The sequence below is a fragment of the Chryseobacterium sp. S0630 genome (assembly GCF_024158915.1).
GTDB lineage: Bacteria > Bacteroidota > Bacteroidia > Flavobacteriales > Weeksellaceae > Chryseobacterium.
The window spans coordinates 12,618-30,214 of record NZ_JAMZGF010000005.1; the positions used below are offsets into that span (position 1 = coordinate 12,618).

General features: G+C 36.4%; 16 protein-coding genes and 16 tRNA genes. 1 reads left to right on the top strand and 31 read right to left on the bottom strand.

What is annotated here, in order from left to right:
* Window positions 1–5: 5 nt before the first annotated feature.
* From NK356_RS03265 to NK356_RS03400, 28 genes are all read right to left on the bottom strand, one after another.
* The gene (locus tag NK356_RS03265; protein ID WP_253316243.1) at window positions 6–569 is read right to left on the bottom strand and encodes a DinB family protein; all 564 of its coding nucleotides are present in this window, start codon (window positions 567–569) and stop codon (window positions 6–8) included.
* Window positions 569–940 (bottom strand): cyclic-phosphate processing receiver domain-containing protein, encoded by a 372-nt coding sequence (locus tag NK356_RS03270; protein ID WP_034693526.1) that lies wholly within the window; start codon window positions 938–940, stop codon window positions 569–571. The genes NK356_RS03265 and NK356_RS03270 overlap by 1 nt, the downstream gene beginning before the upstream one ends.
* A 59-nt stretch (window positions 941–999) precedes the next feature.
* A complete protein-coding gene (locus NK356_RS03275) occupies window positions 1,000–1,485 on the bottom strand; it encodes a ribonuclease H-like YkuK family protein (protein ID WP_034693776.1) in 486 nt (161 codons plus the stop codon).
* Window positions 1,486–1,611: 126 nt separating this feature from the next.
* Window positions 1,612–1,682 (bottom strand) — tRNA-Trp (locus NK356_RS03280).
* An 8-nt stretch (window positions 1,683–1,690) separates the two neighbouring features.
* A tRNA-Gln gene (locus NK356_RS03285) sits at window positions 1,691–1,762 on the bottom strand.
* Between the two features lie 96 nt (window positions 1,763–1,858).
* Window positions 1,859–1,931, bottom strand: a tRNA-Phe gene (locus NK356_RS03290).
* A gap of 80 nt (window positions 1,932–2,011) precedes the next feature.
* Window positions 2,012–2,087: transfer RNA gene (locus tag NK356_RS03295), tRNA-Leu, on the bottom strand.
* A gap of 91 nt (window positions 2,088–2,178) precedes the next feature.
* Window positions 2,179–2,252 (bottom strand) — tRNA-Leu (locus tag NK356_RS03300).
* A gap of 368 nt (window positions 2,253–2,620) precedes the next feature.
* A tRNA-Glu gene (locus NK356_RS03305) sits at window positions 2,621–2,692 on the bottom strand.
* A 77-nt stretch (window positions 2,693–2,769) separates the two neighbouring features.
* A tRNA-Tyr gene (locus NK356_RS03310) sits at window positions 2,770–2,856 on the bottom strand.
* 479 nt (window positions 2,857–3,335) lie between these two features.
* Window positions 3,336–3,407, bottom strand: a tRNA-Asn gene (locus NK356_RS03315).
* A gap of 4 nt (window positions 3,408–3,411) precedes the next feature.
* Window positions 3,412–3,485: transfer RNA gene (locus tag NK356_RS03320), tRNA-Ile, on the bottom strand.
* 5 nt (window positions 3,486–3,490) lie between these two features.
* A tRNA-Glu gene (locus tag NK356_RS03325) sits at window positions 3,491–3,562 on the bottom strand.
* Window positions 3,563–3,568: 6 nt separating this feature from the next.
* Window positions 3,569–3,640 (bottom strand) — tRNA-Pro (locus NK356_RS03330).
* 68 nt (window positions 3,641–3,708) lie between these two features.
* Window positions 3,709–3,782, bottom strand: a tRNA-Arg gene (locus NK356_RS03335).
* Window positions 3,783–3,789: 7 nt separating this feature from the next.
* Window positions 3,790–3,863, bottom strand: a tRNA-Lys gene (locus tag NK356_RS03340).
* A gap of 74 nt (window positions 3,864–3,937) precedes the next feature.
* A tRNA-Ile gene (locus NK356_RS03345) sits at window positions 3,938–4,011 on the bottom strand.
* Window positions 4,012–4,085: 74 nt separating this feature from the next.
* Window positions 4,086–4,159 (bottom strand) — tRNA-Arg (locus tag NK356_RS03350).
* Between the two features lie 8 nt (window positions 4,160–4,167).
* Window positions 4,168–4,235 (bottom strand) — tRNA-His (locus NK356_RS03355).
* Between the two features lie 576 nt (window positions 4,236–4,811).
* On the bottom strand, window positions 4,812–4,940 hold the full coding sequence (locus tag NK356_RS03360; protein ID WP_034693523.1) for a hypothetical protein: 129 nt from the start codon (window positions 4,938–4,940) through the stop codon (window positions 4,812–4,814).
* Between the two features lie 279 nt (window positions 4,941–5,219).
* Window positions 5,220–6,248 carry a soluble NSF attachment family protein gene (locus tag NK356_RS03365; protein WP_253316244.1) on the bottom strand — a complete coding sequence of 343 codons (1,029 nt, stop codon included), beginning with the start codon at window positions 6,246–6,248 and terminating at the stop codon, window positions 5,220–5,222.
* A complete protein-coding gene (locus NK356_RS03370) occupies window positions 6,235–7,929 on the bottom strand; it encodes an APC family permease (protein ID WP_253316245.1) in 1,695 nt (564 codons plus the stop codon). The genes NK356_RS03365 and NK356_RS03370 overlap by 14 nt, the downstream gene beginning before the upstream one ends.
* Window positions 7,919–10,297, bottom strand: coding sequence for a hypothetical protein (locus NK356_RS03375; RefSeq protein WP_253316246.1), 2,379 nt, complete (start codon window positions 10,295–10,297; stop codon window positions 7,919–7,921). Before NK356_RS03375 ends, NK356_RS03370 begins: the two co-directional genes overlap by 11 nt.
* A complete protein-coding gene (locus NK356_RS03380; RefSeq protein WP_253316247.1) occupies window positions 10,288–11,031 on the bottom strand; it encodes a hypothetical protein in 744 nt (247 codons plus the stop codon). The genes NK356_RS03375 and NK356_RS03380 overlap by 10 nt, the downstream gene beginning before the upstream one ends.
* Entirely contained in the window at window positions 11,004–12,137 is a 1,134-nt protein-coding gene (locus NK356_RS03385; protein WP_034693513.1) for an AAA family ATPase, read from the bottom strand. The genes NK356_RS03380 and NK356_RS03385 overlap by 28 nt, the downstream gene beginning before the upstream one ends.
* A 12-nt stretch (window positions 12,138–12,149) precedes the next feature.
* On the bottom strand, window positions 12,150–12,731 hold the full coding sequence (locus NK356_RS03390) for a DUF4919 domain-containing protein (RefSeq protein WP_034693511.1): 582 nt from the start codon (window positions 12,729–12,731) through the stop codon (window positions 12,150–12,152).
* Entirely contained in the window at window positions 12,718–13,374 is a 657-nt protein-coding gene (locus tag NK356_RS03395; RefSeq protein WP_253316248.1) for a hypothetical protein, read from the bottom strand. The genes NK356_RS03390 and NK356_RS03395 overlap by 14 nt, the downstream gene beginning before the upstream one ends.
* A gap of 283 nt (window positions 13,375–13,657) precedes the next feature.
* Complete coding sequence (locus NK356_RS03400) at window positions 13,658–14,050, bottom strand: VOC family protein (protein ID WP_253316249.1); 393 nt, start codon at window positions 14,048–14,050, stop codon at window positions 13,658–13,660.
* Between the two features lie 262 nt (window positions 14,051–14,312).
* On the opposite strand from NK356_RS03400, the gene deoD reads away from it, so the two are divergent.
* Complete coding sequence (gene deoD / locus NK356_RS03405) at window positions 14,313–15,023, top strand: purine-nucleoside phosphorylase (protein WP_034693505.1); 711 nt, start codon at window positions 14,313–14,315, stop codon at window positions 15,021–15,023.
* A gap of 52 nt (window positions 15,024–15,075) precedes the next feature.
* On the opposite strand, the gene NK356_RS03410 is transcribed toward deoD, so the two are convergent.
* From NK356_RS03410 to NK356_RS03420, 3 genes are all read right to left on the bottom strand, one after another.
* Window positions 15,076–15,861: a TatD family hydrolase gene (locus tag NK356_RS03410; RefSeq protein WP_034693502.1), complete on the bottom strand. Its 786-nt coding sequence runs from the start codon at window positions 15,859–15,861 to the stop codon at window positions 15,076–15,078.
* Between the two features lie 264 nt (window positions 15,862–16,125).
* Window positions 16,126–16,776 (bottom strand): hypothetical protein, encoded by a 651-nt coding sequence (locus tag NK356_RS03415; RefSeq protein WP_253316250.1) that lies wholly within the window; start codon window positions 16,774–16,776, stop codon window positions 16,126–16,128.
* A 3-nt stretch (window positions 16,777–16,779) separates the two neighbouring features.
* Window positions 16,780–17,493, bottom strand: coding sequence for a DUF434 domain-containing protein (locus tag NK356_RS03420; protein WP_253316251.1), 714 nt, complete (start codon window positions 17,491–17,493; stop codon window positions 16,780–16,782).
* Between the last annotated feature and the right edge of the window lie 104 nt (window positions 17,494–17,597).

Below are 17,597 nucleotides of genomic sequence, written 5' to 3' on the forward strand. Positions count from 1 at the left end.
TTGTTTTAGTTTTTAATCGTTTCTGATTCGTTTTTTCCCATCTGGGTAATGTGTCTTTGGGCATGGAGTGAAAGAAAATAAATATATTCATATACATTAATTTTCCCCAGTTCATTCACTGTCATTGTCGTTTTATACAAGAGTCCTTCCCCATTTTTCATTACTTCAAGATAGTGTAAGCATTGAAGATATTGCTGGTTAATTAAGTTTCGGATTTCATTCAAACTCAATTCTCCTTTCGGCTCCATATGTTCTGGTCTTATCCATTCAAAAGCACCATATTCACCTACTTTGCCAAAGTTTTCTTTATTGAAACTGTAGTTTTTTATTTCAGATTCCAGATCAAGATCCAAAGAATTCTTCATTGCTTTCTTTGAGCCTTTTTCGATAAGGATAAGCAGATAAAAATTCGTAAGATAAATGTGCTCTAAAATTTGCTGAACCGTCCAGCCTCCATTTGAAGGCTGATGATTCAACGTTTTTTTATCTTTTTCAAACCATCTGTCCACTTCACTAAATGTGAGTTTCAGATGTGTTTTTATATCTTCAATAAATCTAAAAATGTTCATTACAATTTTTTAAAGTTTTGCAGCAGGTTTAAGATATTTTCCTTTCCTACCGGATTCATAGAGTGGCAATGGAATTCCGGAAGGTCCAGATCATTGTCCATGCAATATTCTATCAGCCATTTGGCACAGTCGTATCCTGTTTTTTCAACAAATTCCTGAGAATCCTGTTTCAAATAATGCTCATCTGCCAAATCATGGTCAAAAGAGATCATTTCCGGAAGTCCTTTTTCCAAAATCCTGTTAACAAACTGCTCGTAATTCCGAACAATATGCCAGTCGCTTCTGAGGAAAATATCCTGTTTCGTATAATGATAGGCCTCAATCGGGTATCTTATATCATCCAGAAATAGTAATCTTTTTGTTTTTTCCATGATTTAAATTTTATTAATTCATCAAGCTTCCATCTCCCTACTTCCCGCTTCCAGCTTTATTACACCATCATATCAGCACAGTTGGAACTGGCGAAAGCAAAAGGTTTTGCTTTAAATACATACCCCATTCCGAGAATATATCCCATGGCATCTTTTAATGCTACGTTGGATTTAAAATCCGGATCGGTATTAATATCTGCGTGTACCTCCATTTCCACACCATAAGCATCCAACACAGAGCAGATCGCGTATGCAATTTCAACGGATTTGTTGACTTCATTCAGCATTCGCTCCTTGATACTGATACTCTGTATTTCTCTTTCTTTTCTGATAAAGGTAAACGCTCCTTTTCCCTCACGAATAAATACTACTGCTGTAGCATAGTTGATGGCATCTCCGTATACATGGGAGTCTGATCCCACACATACTTTCAGACGATGTCCGTTGGCCTGTTCGCGGAGGATGGCTTCTTCTACCAGCTGTGTGATAGAGTGTTGGAAAATTTTTCCATTCATATTCTGCCATGTTTGTTGTTGCGTTTCCATTTTTTCTACATGTTTTAAATTTTGTTTTAAATTAATTTGTGAATTGTGAATCGTCAATTCGTTTTACTGTCAATTTGTAAAGATTCATTTGCAAAGCAAAATTCACTATTGACTATTCATTTTTTGCACTCCGAACCGGACTCGAACCGATACCATCAGTTTTGGAGACTGAGATGCTGCCATTACACTATCAGAGTAAATACTGTTAATTCATCAGGACTCGAACCTAAACTCCAAGAATCAAAATCTTGTGTGCTGCCAATTACACTATGAATCAATTTCATGAGTAATAAGTAATTGGTAATGAGTAACATCAGAAATCAGTCAGGTATCAATGATTGCTCATTGCTTATTACTTATCATTCATGTTTTGCGGAACAGACAGGAATTGAACCTGTACCTTTAGTTTTTCAGACTAATGTGCAGACCTTCTACACCACTCTTCCGGATTTTATAAGTAATGAGTAATATGAAAATCTATGACTGGCATTATTACTCATTACTCATTATTTATTGCTTATATTTTTGGTACGGGAAGAGGGATTCGAACCCCCAAAAGCTTGATCCTAAATCAAGAGTGTCTACCATTCCACCATTCCCGCAGGTTTTTTATAAGTAATGAGTAATTGGTAATTAGTAATACTTTCTATTTTCATTATTACTCATTGCTCATTACTTAGTACTCATATTCTGTACCTCTCCCCAGATTCGAACTGGGACTTTACGGGGTTTAAAGCCGTTTTCTCTGCCAATTGGAATAGAGAGGCGTAACTTATTAGTAATGAGTAATCGGTAATGAGTAATATGAAAATCTAGGGTTATTACTCATTGCTCATTGCTTATTACTTATGTCATGCTAGGTTTGAGAAAGCTCTGTCTGTTGATAAACTATGCCTGTTAGTGTTTGTAAAGATCTTCTGCGCTTGACAAACCTTTCTCTTTTCCTAATTCTATTTTGTTTTAAAAAAGTAAAAGGCTGTCTGTTTTTATTGACTAAAGATCTTCTGCTCTCGACAGTCCTTTTTTCTCTTTTCTTCATTTTTTGTGTGAATGGTAACTGGCCAATTTTTTCAATAAAATCTGAACTTTCATGGTATTAATATCAATTCAATATTGACCAGCTATTCACATCCAGTACTCTATAAGGGAATCGAACCCTTGTTTTCTGCTCGAAAGGCAGGCGTCCTCACCGTTAGACGAATAGAGCATTAAGCCACTGACCAGGAATCGAACCTAAACAACAAGAGTACATTTCCTGCATGCTGCCATTACATTATCAATGGTTGGTGGAAGTAGTAGGATTCGAACCTACTCAGCAATGAAGCAACAGATTTACAGTCTGCCCCGACTCTCCAACTTCGGCGTACTTCCGGATTTTTATGAGTAATAAGTAATTCCTCATTTTTCCTATTAAAAAGAAAAGGTCTGTCTTTATATTGAATGTTTGAGTAAAGATCTTCTGCGCTCGACAGCCTTTTTCTTTTATTAATAAAGGATATTCTTTGCTATAGATGATAAAAGATTCTTATATCTCCTATAGTTTTTACATTGAGATGGTTATGGGATTCAAACCCACTCAGTTTACACAACGGTGTTGCAGACCGCCCCGACTCTTCCACTTCGGCGAACCATCAGATTAAAAAATAAAGTCTGTCTTCATTTGTTTGATATAAGAACTTCTGCGCTTGACAAACTTTATTTTACCTAAAAATTTATAAATGATATTCCTACTTTTAATGAATCCGGAGAGAAGAAAAGCCTGTCTCTATTTTTCGTGTTTGGCGTAAAGATCTTCTGCTCTCGACAAACTTTCACTTTTTCTCCTGAAACAATTAACAATTAGTTACCTGCGATTCTGGAAAGACTTGAACTTTCAACTTCCGGTTTAACAGACCGGTGCTCTGCCATTGAGCTACAAAATCATTGTAATTCCGGAAGGACTCGAACCTTCAACCTTCGGTGTATCAGACCGACACTCTAACCACTTGAGCTACGAAATCATTTGTATTCCATAAGGGAATCGAACCCTTGTCGTTCGGTAGAAAGCCGAATGCACTTACCTCTATGCTAATGGAACCAATTGTCTGGAAAGCAAGATTCGAACTTGCGACCTCCCGCGTCCAAGACGGGTAAACAACCACCGTTATCTTTCCAGCTTTAGGGTTCATTTCTGTTTCTTTTCCGGGAGACAGCCGGATGGGAAAGTTTCCATGAACCTTTTTGTGATTCCGAGAGGATTCGAACCTCTAACCCTGGGTTTAGAAAACCCATGCTCTATCCAGTTGAGCTACGGAACCGTTTTTGTAACCCCAGAAAGATTTGAACTTTCAACCCCCGGTTTAAAAGACCGGTGCTCTAACCATTTGAGCTATGAGATTGTTTTAATTTTGTGAATCGTCAATAATCAATTCGCTTCGCTTGTCAATTTTTAATTTCAGAATTCACATTTTTGTAATCCCAGAAGGAATCGAACCTTCAACCTTCGACGTATCAGGTCGATGCTCTAACCAATTGAGCTATGAGATTGTTTTAATTTTGTGAATCGTCAATAATCAATTCGCTTCGCTTGTCAATTTTTAATTTCAGAATTCACATTTTTGTAATCCCAGAAGGACTCGAACCTTCAACCTTCGGTGTCGTAAACCGACGCTCTATCCAATTGAGCCATGAGATTTTCTCCATTGGGTATCTCCGGGGATCGAACCCTGTTCTCCGGTTCCACAGACCGGCGCTTTACCAAATAAGCTAAAGAAACCATAAAAAAAAGCGCCTCTTTTCGGGAGGCGCTTCATATATTTAAACGTAAGAGATCATTAGCTGACCCACGTATATAAGCACCTTTTATCCACAATTCCACTTTCAAGAATACACGCAAAACCTGCCGGCTCCTGTCCGAATAGTCTTGAATATCGATTGAATATGTTGTGTAACTGTTTCATTTTATTTTTGTTTGTTTCTAAATTATTTTTAATTGAATCCTGAAAACCTGTTGCTTTCAATTTTCGGTTGCAAAGTAAATATGATTTTTTTTAACCTGCAAATAAATTTTCAAATTAAAATATTGATAATCAATTAATTACATGTTATTTTTAGAATAGAGAATTTCTGTCCGCAATATTTTGCAGATATCTTAATTACCTAAATGACTGTCTCTCACCGGGTTGCTTATCACTCTATTTTATCGTATTAAAGTTTCATTGTTTATTAAAAATTTTTCATGTTTATGGTTATTTTTTTTCATTCTAAATAATTTCTGACCTAAAAAACAAAAAACGCCTCGGTTTTCCGAGGCGTTTCTGTTGTATTTTGATTAATTTTTTACAAGTTTATAGTAAATAATTTCCAAAGTCAGCACATTTCGCCTCATTCCATATCACCTCATCACGTCCGAATAATCCTTTGTTAGAAGGACTTTCGCATAGTTCTGCATAGATATGTGCTCTTTGTATTGTCATAATTTTCTGGTGCAAAGATAAATCTTTTTTAGTATTATTTTATAATATTCACAATTTGGGGAAGGTTTTCGGCACGCAAAGGCTCAAGAAAATTGCAGTAACATTAATTTTTAACGCCTTTGCTATTTTCCAACAAAACAGAATTGCCATGCTATCTTCAACGCAATGTTTTAATTTCAGGAATTTCTTATTTTTAGGGAGCTAAGAAGAATCAATTAAAAATTGATTTGATGAAGCAGAAGTTTTATTTATTTTTTAATTGATTCAATCTTTAAATATTTAGTTCCTGAACATTTTGTTTCTTCCTGTTTTGAATCTTGAAATATCTTTCAGAATCACTTCATCATTGGGATTGAAAAATTTCAGTTCATTAACAATTTCAGAACGGGTGTTTACTTTTTCAGCAATAATTTCATAGGCTATATTTCTTGTTACAGCATGCAGCTCCTGAGATTTTTTAAATTCATATTTCATAGCATCCAGATAAGTAATCTTTTTATAGGACGGCGTTTTTTCGTATAAATTCAATATTTCAGATTCCAGCTTTTTAATATCAACGATATTGGCGAAGTAGTTATTCAAACAATTGAAAGCGTCTTTATCTTCTTCCCATCCTTTTAACAGTACTTCCTGAGCATCTTCTGTTTTTTCCATCTTTTTGCGGTACACTAAAGAAGCTTTTACCATCTGGCTGTTTTTCACATAATCATCCGCTACTATCTGATAATAATAATGGGCATTTCTGAGATCGTTGATTTCTTTATAAAGATCTCCTACTTTTTCTTTCTGCTCCATTTCTTTGTAAAGATCAATGGCTTTCTTATGTTGTTTGGCTTTTTCATAGCAGGCTGCAGCATCGGATTTATTGTTGAGTTTTTTAAGGTATACAACAGCTGCTTCATTGTAGAATCCCCCATTTTCCAATGTTTTTGCTCCCCTGTAGTTATCCTGCAAAAGATTCATATAAACTCTTGCTGCTTTTTTATAGTCTTTTTCGGCGATGTATTTTTCGGCAAGTTCTTCATATTTGCTTCTGATTCTGTCAAAGAGTGAATTTTCCAGATAGAAACTGCTACTTCCGCTGCCTTTTCTTCCTGATGAATTCCTGTTGTTTTGCTCCTTATCTTTTAAAGAAGTGATCACAAGAAGAATGATGAAGGCTACAATTAAGAAAATTCCCAATGTTCCCAGTACGCTCCAGAAACTTTCATGGAATAACTGAGCTACAATTCCGACAACCTTGAACATGGCTAGCAGCACGAATGCTGCTATAAATTTGTCTATAAATTTCTGTCTATTCATCATCATCGGAGTTTAAAATGGTTTTATCTTCTCTAAACAGACGGTAAAGGAGTAACAACACGCAAATTACCAGAACCCATACAAACCAGTTGTATCCAAACATTTTTACCAACGGGTAAAATAAATACACCAGCATGGCTACAAGAATTGCTATTAAAACAAACTTTACCCAGCCGGGTACATTGTCTCCACCAAGGTTTAACGATTTATTTTTAAACAGGAATGAGTACAATCCTACTCCGGCAATCATCAGGATTACCATATACAGAATATCTGAAACGGGAGCTTCTTTTTCTAAAGGAGTTCCTTCTGAACCCACTCCTTTTACTTTAGATTTGTCGATTGAAGCAGAAGAAGGATCTACGATATCCAGTGTACCGTAAAGTTTCCCTAATGAATCAGCCATCAATGCCTTTTTCTTTTTCAGAAGATATTTTACAACATCACCATTCACCGGTTTTCCTTTGGTGTATTGCTTTAGAGAATCTGAAATTTTACGTTTCAGATTTTCAGTTTTTTGTTCAAGATGTTTTGTAATTTTTTGGGTGTAAATGGTTTTGAGAGAATCTCTGCTTTGTTTTTCATTATTAACAAGCTTTTCGATATCTCTTCCTATTTCACTTACATCTCTTCCACCGCCTTTCTTATAATTTTCTTTGTCTTCTTTCGTTTTTGATTCTATGATTCCGGCATGAATAAGCTCTTTGGATAATCCCTTTCTCTGCTGGTGATACATTGAATCTATTTTAAGATCAATTTCCGAAGTTCCGGACTGGAAAGCAATCATATCTGAAGGTGCTTTTACCGCATTGTTTGCTATCTTTCCTGAAGAAGGAGTGTCTTCTTTCTGTTCAGTATTATTTTTATCTGAAGGTAATGCAATCTTTAAAACGATCGCTGCAATAATAACTGCCCAAAATACTCTGCGAAAATTTCGGGTTCCTGCACTCTCCTTTTTACCTCCTGCACCACCAAATAATCCTTCCAGCCAGGTAAATTTACCAAATCCATCTCCTCTCGAAGTTCCCATAACATCGAGAGAAACGCCCAATTCTACAGCTCTTTCAGGATATTTCTCAATATATTTTAAATATTTCTCTATTTCTTTTTTATTTCCGGCCATTACTTTTTTAAGATCAAATGGCAGGTCGTTCATCCATTCTTCTTCGGTTTGTTTGCGCTGTAATGCTTCCATTACTTTTTCATCATCCATTTCAACCGTGTAGCTTTCAATATTTTGAGGGATTGAAACTCCGTTCAGTGGTTTTCTGATGGTTTCATTTATGGTTTCCGGCTGTTGAATTAATGAAATCCAGTCGATTTCTTCTGAGAGTTTTACCAATCCGAATTCGGGATGCATAATCAGAAAACGAGAATCAAGCTGTACCCAATCTTCAGGATTTATTTTGGGATAAAAGGTTGTATTTTCAGGGATGAAAAGTCTGTCATCCACCTTTTGAAAGTAGCTATTTCGTCCTATTTCCTGTGGAACATGGTCATCAAAAATAAGAAAACATCCATACAGCACATTGGGGCTGTCTGCCGGAATAGCATAAGATTTAACCTGGTGTAAATTAATTCCAAGGACTTCCATTTCCTGAAGCCATACCACAGGCGAAGAACCTTTGATCAAAAGTCCTTTTTTGGGATAGTTATTTTTCGGGAAAGGTTTTATTCTAAGCTCCATAATCCAAAATCTGTTCTATAAACGGTTTTAAAAACCTGTCGCACATATCATCCATTGTTCTTACTTTCAACAAGGCATGTTCCGGAAGATAATATTCTGATCCTCCGAATTCGGTATAGGTAGCCAATGAAAGAAAACCACCCAGTGTAGAAGGAATAAAGAATTCTTCAATACTTTTGTTACTGCTTCGGAAAGTCAGCATTCCCCGGGAATCGGTAATGATTTCACTTCCGTCAGGGAATGTAAATTTATTTTTATTCTGTTCTGCAAAAATTTTGATATCAAATTTATTTTTGGAAAAGTCCAGTGTATTTTCCGAGGCACTGTATAATTCATTTCCGGAAATAACGAGGTTTTCATACTTGTTGATTCCTATTTTATTGAAATTATTGATCACCTTCAATCCACTTCCCTTCAGTTTAGCAACTTCCGCTTCTGCTTTTATATTATTTTTTTCAAATTCTTTATCCTTTCCGGTAATAGGCTCTACCGAAATGTTCCCATCAATATTTATTTTATAATGAGTAACGTTATCCGGATGATGGAGATAAAAATTCCGTCCAAAATAAATCAATCTGTAAGATTCCGGAATATTCATCCCGGTAAGGTTCTGGTCAGAATATTCTCCGGTATTAAGATTAAGTTTTAAAATAAGTTTCTGCTCAGGATGGTACTGACACAGAATAAAGTGCTGCTGTCTGTTTTTTGCTAAGGCAAACTGTCCTTTTGGTTTTATAGAAATTTTATCAAACAAAACTTCACAGCCATGATATGTTTTATAATAATCGTAGGAATGTCTGTCGTAATAATTATCAGAAAGGTAAGTTTTCAGTAATTGCTTTTTTGAACTCAAGATGAAAAATTCCCCTTCATATAAGAACTTAGCGATCTTATTAACAGGCGTTGGAAATAGAATCGGATAGTTTTGTGGAAGATCCGTTTTCTTTCCGTTGAAGTTCTGGGTGGATTGTTTTTGCTGCGGCGGATTGGCCCACAGCTCCTGCAATGGAAGTTTTATTTTCTGGATATGCTTTCTCGCTCCTTTGTGATGTTTGTAAAAATTAATTTCACCATCTGAAGCGGTTGTTACCAAAAACTTCAATTTATCCCTATTCTGATGTACAACCCGCTGAATTTCCTCATCAGCCATATTATCCTGATGGGTAATGAAGAAAACTTCAATATCTTTTTCTGAATGATGTTCGTTAAAAAACTTCTCCAATGCTTCCGAAACTTCCAGAACCGGACTTACCTGGTTAAGGTTTTCCACCACTTCTTCCACTTTATTCAGCGAAATCGGAATTGCTGCCTGCCCTAAAGCAAGAACTTTACATTCAGAATGGGCTTTGGGATGTTTAATAACAGCTATTGCAGAGGCATAAGCCAATACCTTTGGTGTTCCCCAGTTTCTAAGGGAAGTATCAATCAGGATAATTCTTTCAAAAATATTTTCTTCGGGTGGAATTTCTCTTTGAATATAAAGTGCTTCGTTATTGGCAACACGATTCATAAAGACATCATCTTCATTGGCAAATTCGGAAAGAAGCATCCTGTGAAAATCGCCTTTGTTGGTCATATCAGAAATGCCTCCGATAGGCTGCTCTCCAGGAGAAAGATGACGCATTGGAATTTTCAAACCACTCCAGATTCTCTTGATAAGGCTTCCCACCTGAAAAGTCTTTGGTTCATCAATTAATTCTTTGATAAAATCTTTACCGGAATCTGCAGTTGTCTCTTCTTCTACCACCTCATCATCCAGTTCCGGCTCATGAATCAGTCCTTTCATGGCATCAATGATGGATTGTACCGTAGGAAATTTTTCGTTCAGATTCAAAGCACTTAAATCTTTGTTTAAAGCTGATGAACCTTCATCATGTTTTTCTGCACTGGAAGCAAGTTCATGTGGTCTTTTATAATAAAACCTTAAGAAACCATCGGAAAGACTTGGAGACAGTCTGTTGTGTCCGTTTTCAAAAAGAGTCTGCAGCAGTACAATTCTGTTCTGTCTTTGTTTATAAGTTTTGGGAAGTGATTTTATTTTTTCAAGAAATTCAATTTGTTTTTCCACACTGAATTCAAAATCCTCTCCGCTATAAAACTCTGCTGTGCGTCTTAATGGACCTGCAAAATCTGTATAGCCATCCTGCATTGCATATAAAACCATAAGCAATGCTCCGAACGGAGGCCATCCCACGGGCTGAAGATAATTCAAAATCTCCATTACATAAGGTCTGTAAGCAATGGCTCCCACTCCCGGTACCGAGAGGAGATTGTTGTCATGATAACCGGAATCTCCGGGAACATCTTCATCTGTTTTCCATTCCCAAAAGTAATTTTCGTAGGACTGGAAATACGTTTTTAATTCCATTCTCTTGATTTTTCAGTAAGACGGAATGAGCTCACGGACAATGGACGGAAATCGGCATCTTTTATTAAAATACAGTCCCCATTTTCATCCCATAAAAGCCATCCTTCCTGCTCTTTATTATATTTCTGCTGCAACAATGGGCTTACATTTTTAAATTCAAAATCCAGACCGGCTGGCAGTAAATGTCTGTCTTTGGTCCAATAGGTTTTTCCGGGAAAGCTGAGTAAAGGAATTCCTACAAACAGGGCTTTATCTCCCAGCAAAGTCCATTGTATTTTTTCAAGTTTAAATTTGGGCAATGCTACCATACGGTCTTTAATATCAGCAATATTACAGAGTAAAGCGATGGCCGGCTGTTCTTCATTACTTTCTTTTAGTTGTATCTGAACCTGTTCATGAATCCCAAAATAGTTTTGGTTCGAAGGGGGAAGACTAAGCTGCAATGCTTTATCTATAGGAATCCAAAGCAGTGCTGTTCTCATCTTTTTACTGGGAACCAAAGCCTCTTTTCTGAATAAAAGCCCATCACGAAGTTCATATAAAATAAAGTCTGGCAATTGTTGTATTTCTGAGGCTGTCGCCTGTTCTTCGGTAAAACCTTTCAGCCAGATCGTTTCATCCTCTACAGCAATCTGAATATTCTTCCAGTCTCTGATTGAGCCCAGAAAATCTTCATCAGCACGGGGAATTTCCGCCCAGAATTCTTTTAAACGCTTTGAAGAATCTTCTGCCATAAGCTTTCAATTTCTTGCTGGATATACTGCTTCTGTTCCGGATTTCTGATCCAGTCACAACGGGTCTGTAAATATCTCAGTTTATCTTTTATTACATTCTGTTCTTCAAAACTCAATGTTCCTCCATTCCATTTTTCTACAAGAATTTTCACATCTTTCATGACTTCCTCAGGATTGGGAGTTTTGTTTTGCATGGCCTGTGGATGGGAATCCGGATGATCATCTTTCTCAATGGTCCTGTTGATAATTCCTTCCAGAATTTCGATCTGTTCTTCGGTATCCCAGATATGCTTCAACACCCACAAATCAGAAAGTACGGCTTCTTTTCTTCCACAGATCAGGGCGCTTGCGGCAATCAGATTCTGAAGTTTCACCGCTCTACGGTCTGAAATGGCAATCCCTGTATTTCTGAGGCTCATGATTGTGTTCAAATAGACTTCATAAATGGGTTTAAGATCTATGGTTCTACACAGTTTTTGTAATTGTCTGATTTCGTCAGCATGAATTTCCGGAACTTCCGTTTCTTCTTCGTTTTCCAGTTTTCTTCCGGCCAAAAGTACCTGTTGTAAGAGTTCGGGATTGACATAGTCTACGTTAATTCTTACCAGAAAACGGTCAAATAATGCATTCAATGCTTCATCTTCCGGAAGAACGTTACTTGCTCCTACAAACATCAGTGCAGGAAGGTGTTTGGTTTCTTTTCCTCTTTTAAATATTTTTTCGTTGAGTGCCGTCAGAAGGGAATTCAAAATTGCCGAGTTCGCATTGAAAATCTCATCCAGGAAAACCATGGAAGCTTCGGGCATCATTCCTTCTGTATTGGTCAGAAGCTCTCCTTCCTTCAGTTTTCTGATATCAAAAGGTCCGAAAATCTCGTTCGGTTCTGTAAAACGGGTAAGTAAATATTCAAAGTTTTTTCCGTCTTTCACTGTTTTGGCCAATGTTCTGACAATCGCAGATTTTGCTGTACCCGGAGGTCCGTATAAAAATGCATTTTCTCTTGCCAACAGGCATATTCCCAACAGATCTACGACATCATTTTTACCTACAAAAGTATCTTTTACGTAGTTAAGGACTGTATTAAGCTGATTTATATTCTGGTTCATTGATTTTAAAAATTAAAATTTCCACCACTTTTTCTTCGGGTTTTTCTCTTCGTCTTTATTTTCTGCCTGTTCATTTCTTTTACTGAATGAAAAAGCCAGTCTCTGATAAGGCACTTTGATATCGAAATACAGCTGTGTTCCGTCATCCAGTGTAAGGGCATCCATGATTTTATCTCCATCCTTGACCAGACTTTGTGAAACATCCTGTTTATTGAGGTGATGCCTGATCAGATCTCTTTCGTCGGAAATTCTTGTGATCATATAAGGAGAATCTTGGGTTCCGTCTCCTGTTTTTTCAAGGCATTCAAAAATAAGCTGTGCTATGGTCATTTCAATATTCCTTCCTTTTTCATCACCCAGCTCTTTGTAAGCAAAATATTTACAGATATGTGCTCTTGGACTCAGTAAAATATTGACGTTGACATATTGTATAACCTCTTCAAATTTACTTTCATTCAGTAAATCCTGCATGTTTTCAATATCTTCGGAATAGGGATCATATTCCGGATTATTGATCACCAGTTCACGGCATTTCAGGAATGTTTCTTTTGTAGGATCGGTTAAAAATTCAAATACTTTCTCATACGTTTTCATTGTGGTCTTCGGTTGTAGTTTTTAGTTCTCGCCAGAATGCATCTTTGTGCATTCCGAATTCGGCTATTAGTTGTTTATTAATGAACGGAATTTCCGCCAGTTTATAATCTCTTTTTTCAACAATTCTTTCCAGATAGAGTTTTCTGTATGTATTGTCTTTCAGTTCTTCTGTCCAGTTCACGTTCTTCAGATCAAGATCATACCCAATTCCGGAATAATGAAACTGTGTCAGAATATTTTCCAGCATGGCAATTAGTGGATCTTCAGGATCAACTGTATTTAAGGCAACTATTACCTGTGGCAAAAATCTCAGGGATAAATCTGCAGATAAGATAGAAGGAATATCCCGTGTTCCTTTGAATTGGGGAATAAGCTTGTCAATGTTTTTTTCTGTATTTTCTCTAATGAGATAAAGCTGTACACTATGGTAGAACAATTTGGCAGCCCAAACAGCGGTTTCTTTACTGCAGGTTAATCGATCTGACAAAAACTCAAGTCTTTCTTTTTCGAATTCAGTTTCAAAATAATCTCCAGCTTCCGCCTCTTCCTGAGGGGAAATTTGCTGTAAGCCTGAAAAAAGAGTAATACATTCTTCTTTACGAAGCAAAAAGATCGTGTCTAAAAACGGTGACTTGGTTTCCATGATCTAACAAAAATAAAATTATTTCGTTGAGAATAAAATTTTTATGAAGAAGATTCTTGTTAAATATTGATTCTTTAAGGGAATTATAAGATTGGAAAGCGCAAAGGTTGTAAGCATTATGCTGTTTTTAAGGAGTGAGAACATTTCAGCTTCGCTCAAGGTGAGATTTTCAGCAAGGTAAATCTTACAATCTAAACCTTATAGGTTTTAAAACCTATAAGGTTTGAAATTACGTATTCATTACTATAAAGATTGCTTCGTTGCTAAAGCTTCTCGCAATGACTTACTGTGATACAATTTCAATGATATTATTTTCGGGATCAAGGATCACGCTTTCGTAATATCCGTCTCCAGTTGTACGTGGTTCTCCTACCACTTTATATCCATCTTTTCTCAGTATTTCTGTAAGTTCGTCTACTTTTTGTTTATTGTCTACAGAAAATGCAAGATGAATAATTCCATACTGCTGGGATTCGTAAGAATTTTCACTTTCTTTGATATCCGGTCTGGTCATGATTTCAAGACGGCAGCCATTCTCAAAGCTTAAAAAATAGGATTGAAAATTTTTAACAGGATTATGATATTTTTCATTGGAAACCGCTCCGAAATATCTCTGATAAAATGCTCTGGATTTTTCAAGATCTTTAACCCAAATGGCAATATGTTCGATTTTCATTTTTAAAATTTTAAATGTTTTTCTTCTGCAAAAGTAGCCGGACTACTTTCATGATGCCTGCTCTACGTTATTATTTTGTTGTTCTGTATTTACAAGGTTAGGTTTTGGATTATACAAAGGACTTTATTTTAAATATTATTTAAAGCATTTATTAATAATATCTTATATATTTTATTAAGAAGAGATGGTTTCATTGTTTCCATTTTCGCAATTACAGAAACAAACTAAAAGTTATTATCTTTGTCGCATTCAAAAAAACATTATGAGTATTCACATCAGTGCAAAAAAAGGAGAAATTGCTAAAGTAGTATTGCAGCCGGGGGATCCGCTTCGTGCACAGTATATTGCTGAAAATTATTTAGAAAATGCTAAACTGGTAAGCAAAACCAGAGGTATTTTTTATTATACAGGGCTTTATAAAGGTAAAGAAATCACTGTAGGAGCGAGTGGAATGGGGTTCCCAAGTATCGGAATCTATTCTTTTGAGTTGTTTACAGAATATGAAGTAGATACGATCATCAGAATCGGAACTTGTGGTGCTTACAATACAGATCTTCAACTTTTTGATATTTTAAATATTGATAAAGCGGCCAGCGAAAGTACGTATGCCAAATACGCATGGGGAATTGAAGACGAAATTCTTTCTCACCAGGGGAATATCTTTAACACCATCAATGAAACGGCTAAAGATTTATCTTTAAATGCTAAAGCAATCAATATTCATAGTAGTGATATTTTCTACAGAAAAGATCCTAATACTCCTGAAATTGCTACAAAATACAACTGTCCTGCAGTAGAAATGGAAGCTTTTGGTTTATTTGCCAATGCTCAGCATTTAGGAAAAAATGCAGCAACAATTCTTACCGTAACGGATATTATCCCTACCCATGAGAAAATCTCTGCTGACGAAAGAGAAACAGCTTTGAATCCTATGATGGAACTGGCTTTGGAATCGGCAATAAAGAGTTTGTAAGAAATAAATTAATTATAAAAAAAGAGCTTTACTTTATCAGTAGAGCTCTTTTTTATAGTCTGAAAAAATTTCTGGCCGTTTCTGTAGTCTCATCTGCTACTTCAGAAATGCTGATCTCCTTCAGATGGGCAATGGTTTGTGCTACATAAGGTAAAAATGAAGGTTCATTCCGCCTGTTCTGTATTCTCGGCATATTTTTCGGAAGCATAAATGGAGCGTCCGTCTCAATCATCATCCTGTCAAGAGGTGTATATTTAATAACGTCTTCGAGATGTTTAAATCTTTTTTCATCACTGATAGCTCCTGTAAATCCTAAATAAAATCCTTTATCCAGATAGATTTTTGCTTCGTTTAATGTTCCGGTAAAACAGTGTACAACGGCTTCAGGTAATCTTGAAAGATAGTCATCCGTGATTTCATTGAATCTTTTAAAAGCTGACCTTTCATGAAGAAAAAGGGGTTTATTCACTTCAATGGCGAGTTCAAGCTGGGCCTGATAACATTTTTCCTGAATGGGCCTGGGAGAAAAATCACGATCGAAGTCAAGGCCGCACTCTCCTACCGAAATCACATGATCCTGTTTTAATAGTTTTCTGAGTTCACTGATGCTTTGTTCATTAAAAGATTTGGCATCGTGAGGATGAATTCCGGCTGTTGAAAATAGAATTTCGGGATATTCTTCTGCAATTTCCGCAGATTCTTTGCTTCCGCGTACGCTGGTTCCTGTGAGAATCATATGTTCAACACCATGATCCAAAGCCCGGTTGATAATTTCTTCGTGTTCATTATAGAACTGTTTATTGGTCAGATTAATGCCAATATCAATATAAATGTTCATTTGTTTTTTAATTTTTATTCGATGTTAATTTCTAAATATAAAATGGAAACTGACAGAATTCTATTTGAAAATTTTTGTTCTGATTGATTCATAGCTTCTGTTTTATGTCTGCAAAACTAAAAGCATGGTGCGCAATGTTTTTACGCAGTAAAAAAGTAAAAAACAAAATACTTTACGATTAGAAAATCTGCGTCATCTGCATAATCTGCGAGCGTTTTTATTTTTCCACGGATTTCACAGATGGCGCAGATGTTTGTGGATAACTTATTCGTTGATAAATTTTTCGAGAAAACCGATCAGCTTTGTTCCTCCGTGGCTCCAGCGGATTCCATGGCCTTCTTTTTCCCGAACTTCAAAGACAAGTTCATGTTTGTAATGGAAGAAAACATTCCACCAGGTTTTATTGTCAAGAATATCGTTGATTTTTGCCATTACTTTTTCCTGCTTCTGTTGGTTATCCCCTTTTATTTCTCCCCAGAAATCATCATCCATTCTTCCAATATGCTTTTCCCAGGCTCTTTGTGCAATGGTAATTTCATTGTTGAACGGTTCTTTGCAGGCATTGATCAACGTTACTTTCAAAGGCGGAATAGCACTTTCATCACGGATACTGGCAGAGGTTACTCTTTGTCCCAAAACATTCAGCCAATGTTCAAAAGGAATTTCTTCCAGAAGTTTGGCTTTTACCTCATCAGAATTATCATTTTCAAGAATCTTCATCAGTTTTTCAAAGCTTTCTTGTCTGTTAATCTTTATTTCTTCATTAAAATAGGGAAAATCCCAATCTAAGCTTCCGTCTTTAAATCGGTCAATATTTTTTTCCAGATCTTCCAGATGTTCTTTTGCTAAAAGGGCTTTGTACTGAGCTTTCCATGTTTCGGAAAACAGGGCAATATAGGGTTCGAACAGATTCATATTTTACGCCATTTTGATCAGATTAGCAGGAAGATCTTCTTCTGTAATCAAATATCCGATCAGGTTAAACCATTCTTTACAATGATCCAGAATCCAGGCATCTGAGGAAATAATAATTGCGGAACTTTCTGCCAGGAATTTATCGGGATTGTATTGCAGATCTGCCTCCCAGTTGAGATGATGCTCTTCGGCAAATTCCAGAATAATCTGTTTGATTCTTCCACTGTTGGAAACCGGTTGATCAAAGATCCATACCAATTGATGAATCTGATTTTTCCGGTAAAAAGAAGCCACCAGTTCTACCGCTCTTAAGGTTTGATTCACTCTTTTATAAGTTCCATGAACTCCTGAAAGATCACGGATGCAGCCATCCAATCCTTCAAAAACATAAGCTTCGGAAAGCAGACTTTCCAGTAAGATAAGAACATTAAACCCATCAAGATATACCGTTTTATCTTTTAAATCTGAAGCATCAACATGCTTCAACTGTCTGTTATGAAGCTGCACAGTGGATGCAGATGCTCCCCGAAGAGCTTGTATCTGACGGGTTTTCAGTCTATATCGGTTACCCACAAGATCTGAAGCCGCTTTTTCCGGATACTCTCTGCTCAACAGATACTGCATGTCTTCAACAGCTAGTTTCAGCTTGCTGAGCTGTTTCTCTGAACCGAATAAAGTATCGTCGCCAGTATTTTTTCCACGGTTTCTGTTATTCATACTCAAAAATAGAGTTTTTGGTGGATGTTAGAAACCACCCCGTCAAAAATTCTTTGAATTTTTGACACCCCTCCAAGGAAGGGGAATTTCACACCTTTGATTGT

Excerpts from the sequence above, each read along its gene's own strand:
- NK356_RS03265 (WP_253316243.1), bottom strand. The coding sequence starts at position 569 with ATGAACATTTTTAGATTTATTGAAGATATAAAAACACATCTGAAACTC.
- NK356_RS03270 (WP_034693526.1), bottom strand. The coding sequence starts at position 940 with ATGGAAAAAACAAAAAGATTACTATTTCTGGATGATATAAGATACCCG.
- NK356_RS03275 (WP_034693776.1), bottom strand. The coding sequence starts at position 1,485 with ATGGAAACGCAACAACAAACATGGCAGAATATGAATGGAAAAATTTTC.
- NK356_RS03360 (WP_034693523.1), bottom strand. The coding sequence starts at position 4,940 with ATGACAATACAAAGAGCACATATCTATGCAGAACTATGCGAAAGTCCT.
- NK356_RS03365 (WP_253316244.1), bottom strand. The coding sequence starts at position 6,248 with ATGATGATGAATAGACAGAAATTTATAGACAAATTTATAGCAGCATTC.
- NK356_RS03370 (WP_253316245.1), bottom strand. The coding sequence starts at position 7,929 with ATGGAGCTTAGAATAAAACCTTTCCCGAAAAATAACTATCCCAAAAAA.
- NK356_RS03375 (WP_253316246.1), bottom strand. The coding sequence starts at position 10,297 with ATGGAATTAAAAACGTATTTCCAGTCCTACGAAAATTACTTTTGGGAA.
- NK356_RS03380 (WP_253316247.1), bottom strand. The coding sequence starts at position 11,031 with ATGGCAGAAGATTCTTCAAAGCGTTTAAAAGAATTCTGGGCGGAAATT.
- NK356_RS03385 (WP_034693513.1), bottom strand. The coding sequence starts at position 12,137 with ATGAACCAGAATATAAATCAGCTTAATACAGTCCTTAACTACGTAAAA.
- NK356_RS03390 (WP_034693511.1), bottom strand. The coding sequence starts at position 12,731 with ATGAAAACGTATGAGAAAGTATTTGAATTTTTAACCGATCCTACAAAA.
- NK356_RS03395 (WP_253316248.1), bottom strand. The coding sequence starts at position 13,374 with ATGGAAACCAAGTCACCGTTTTTAGACACGATCTTTTTGCTTCGTAAA.
- NK356_RS03400 (WP_253316249.1), bottom strand. The coding sequence starts at position 14,050 with ATGAAAATCGAACATATTGCCATTTGGGTTAAAGATCTTGAAAAATCC.
- deoD (WP_034693505.1), top strand. The coding sequence starts at position 14,313 with ATGAGTATTCACATCAGTGCAAAAAAAGGAGAAATTGCTAAAGTAGTA.
- NK356_RS03410 (WP_034693502.1), bottom strand. The coding sequence starts at position 15,861 with ATGAACATTTATATTGATATTGGCATTAATCTGACCAATAAACAGTTC.
- NK356_RS03415 (WP_253316250.1), bottom strand. The coding sequence starts at position 16,776 with ATGAATCTGTTCGAACCCTATATTGCCCTGTTTTCCGAAACATGGAAA.
- NK356_RS03420 (WP_253316251.1), bottom strand. The coding sequence starts at position 17,493 with ATGAATAACAGAAACCGTGGAAAAAATACTGGCGACGATACTTTATTC.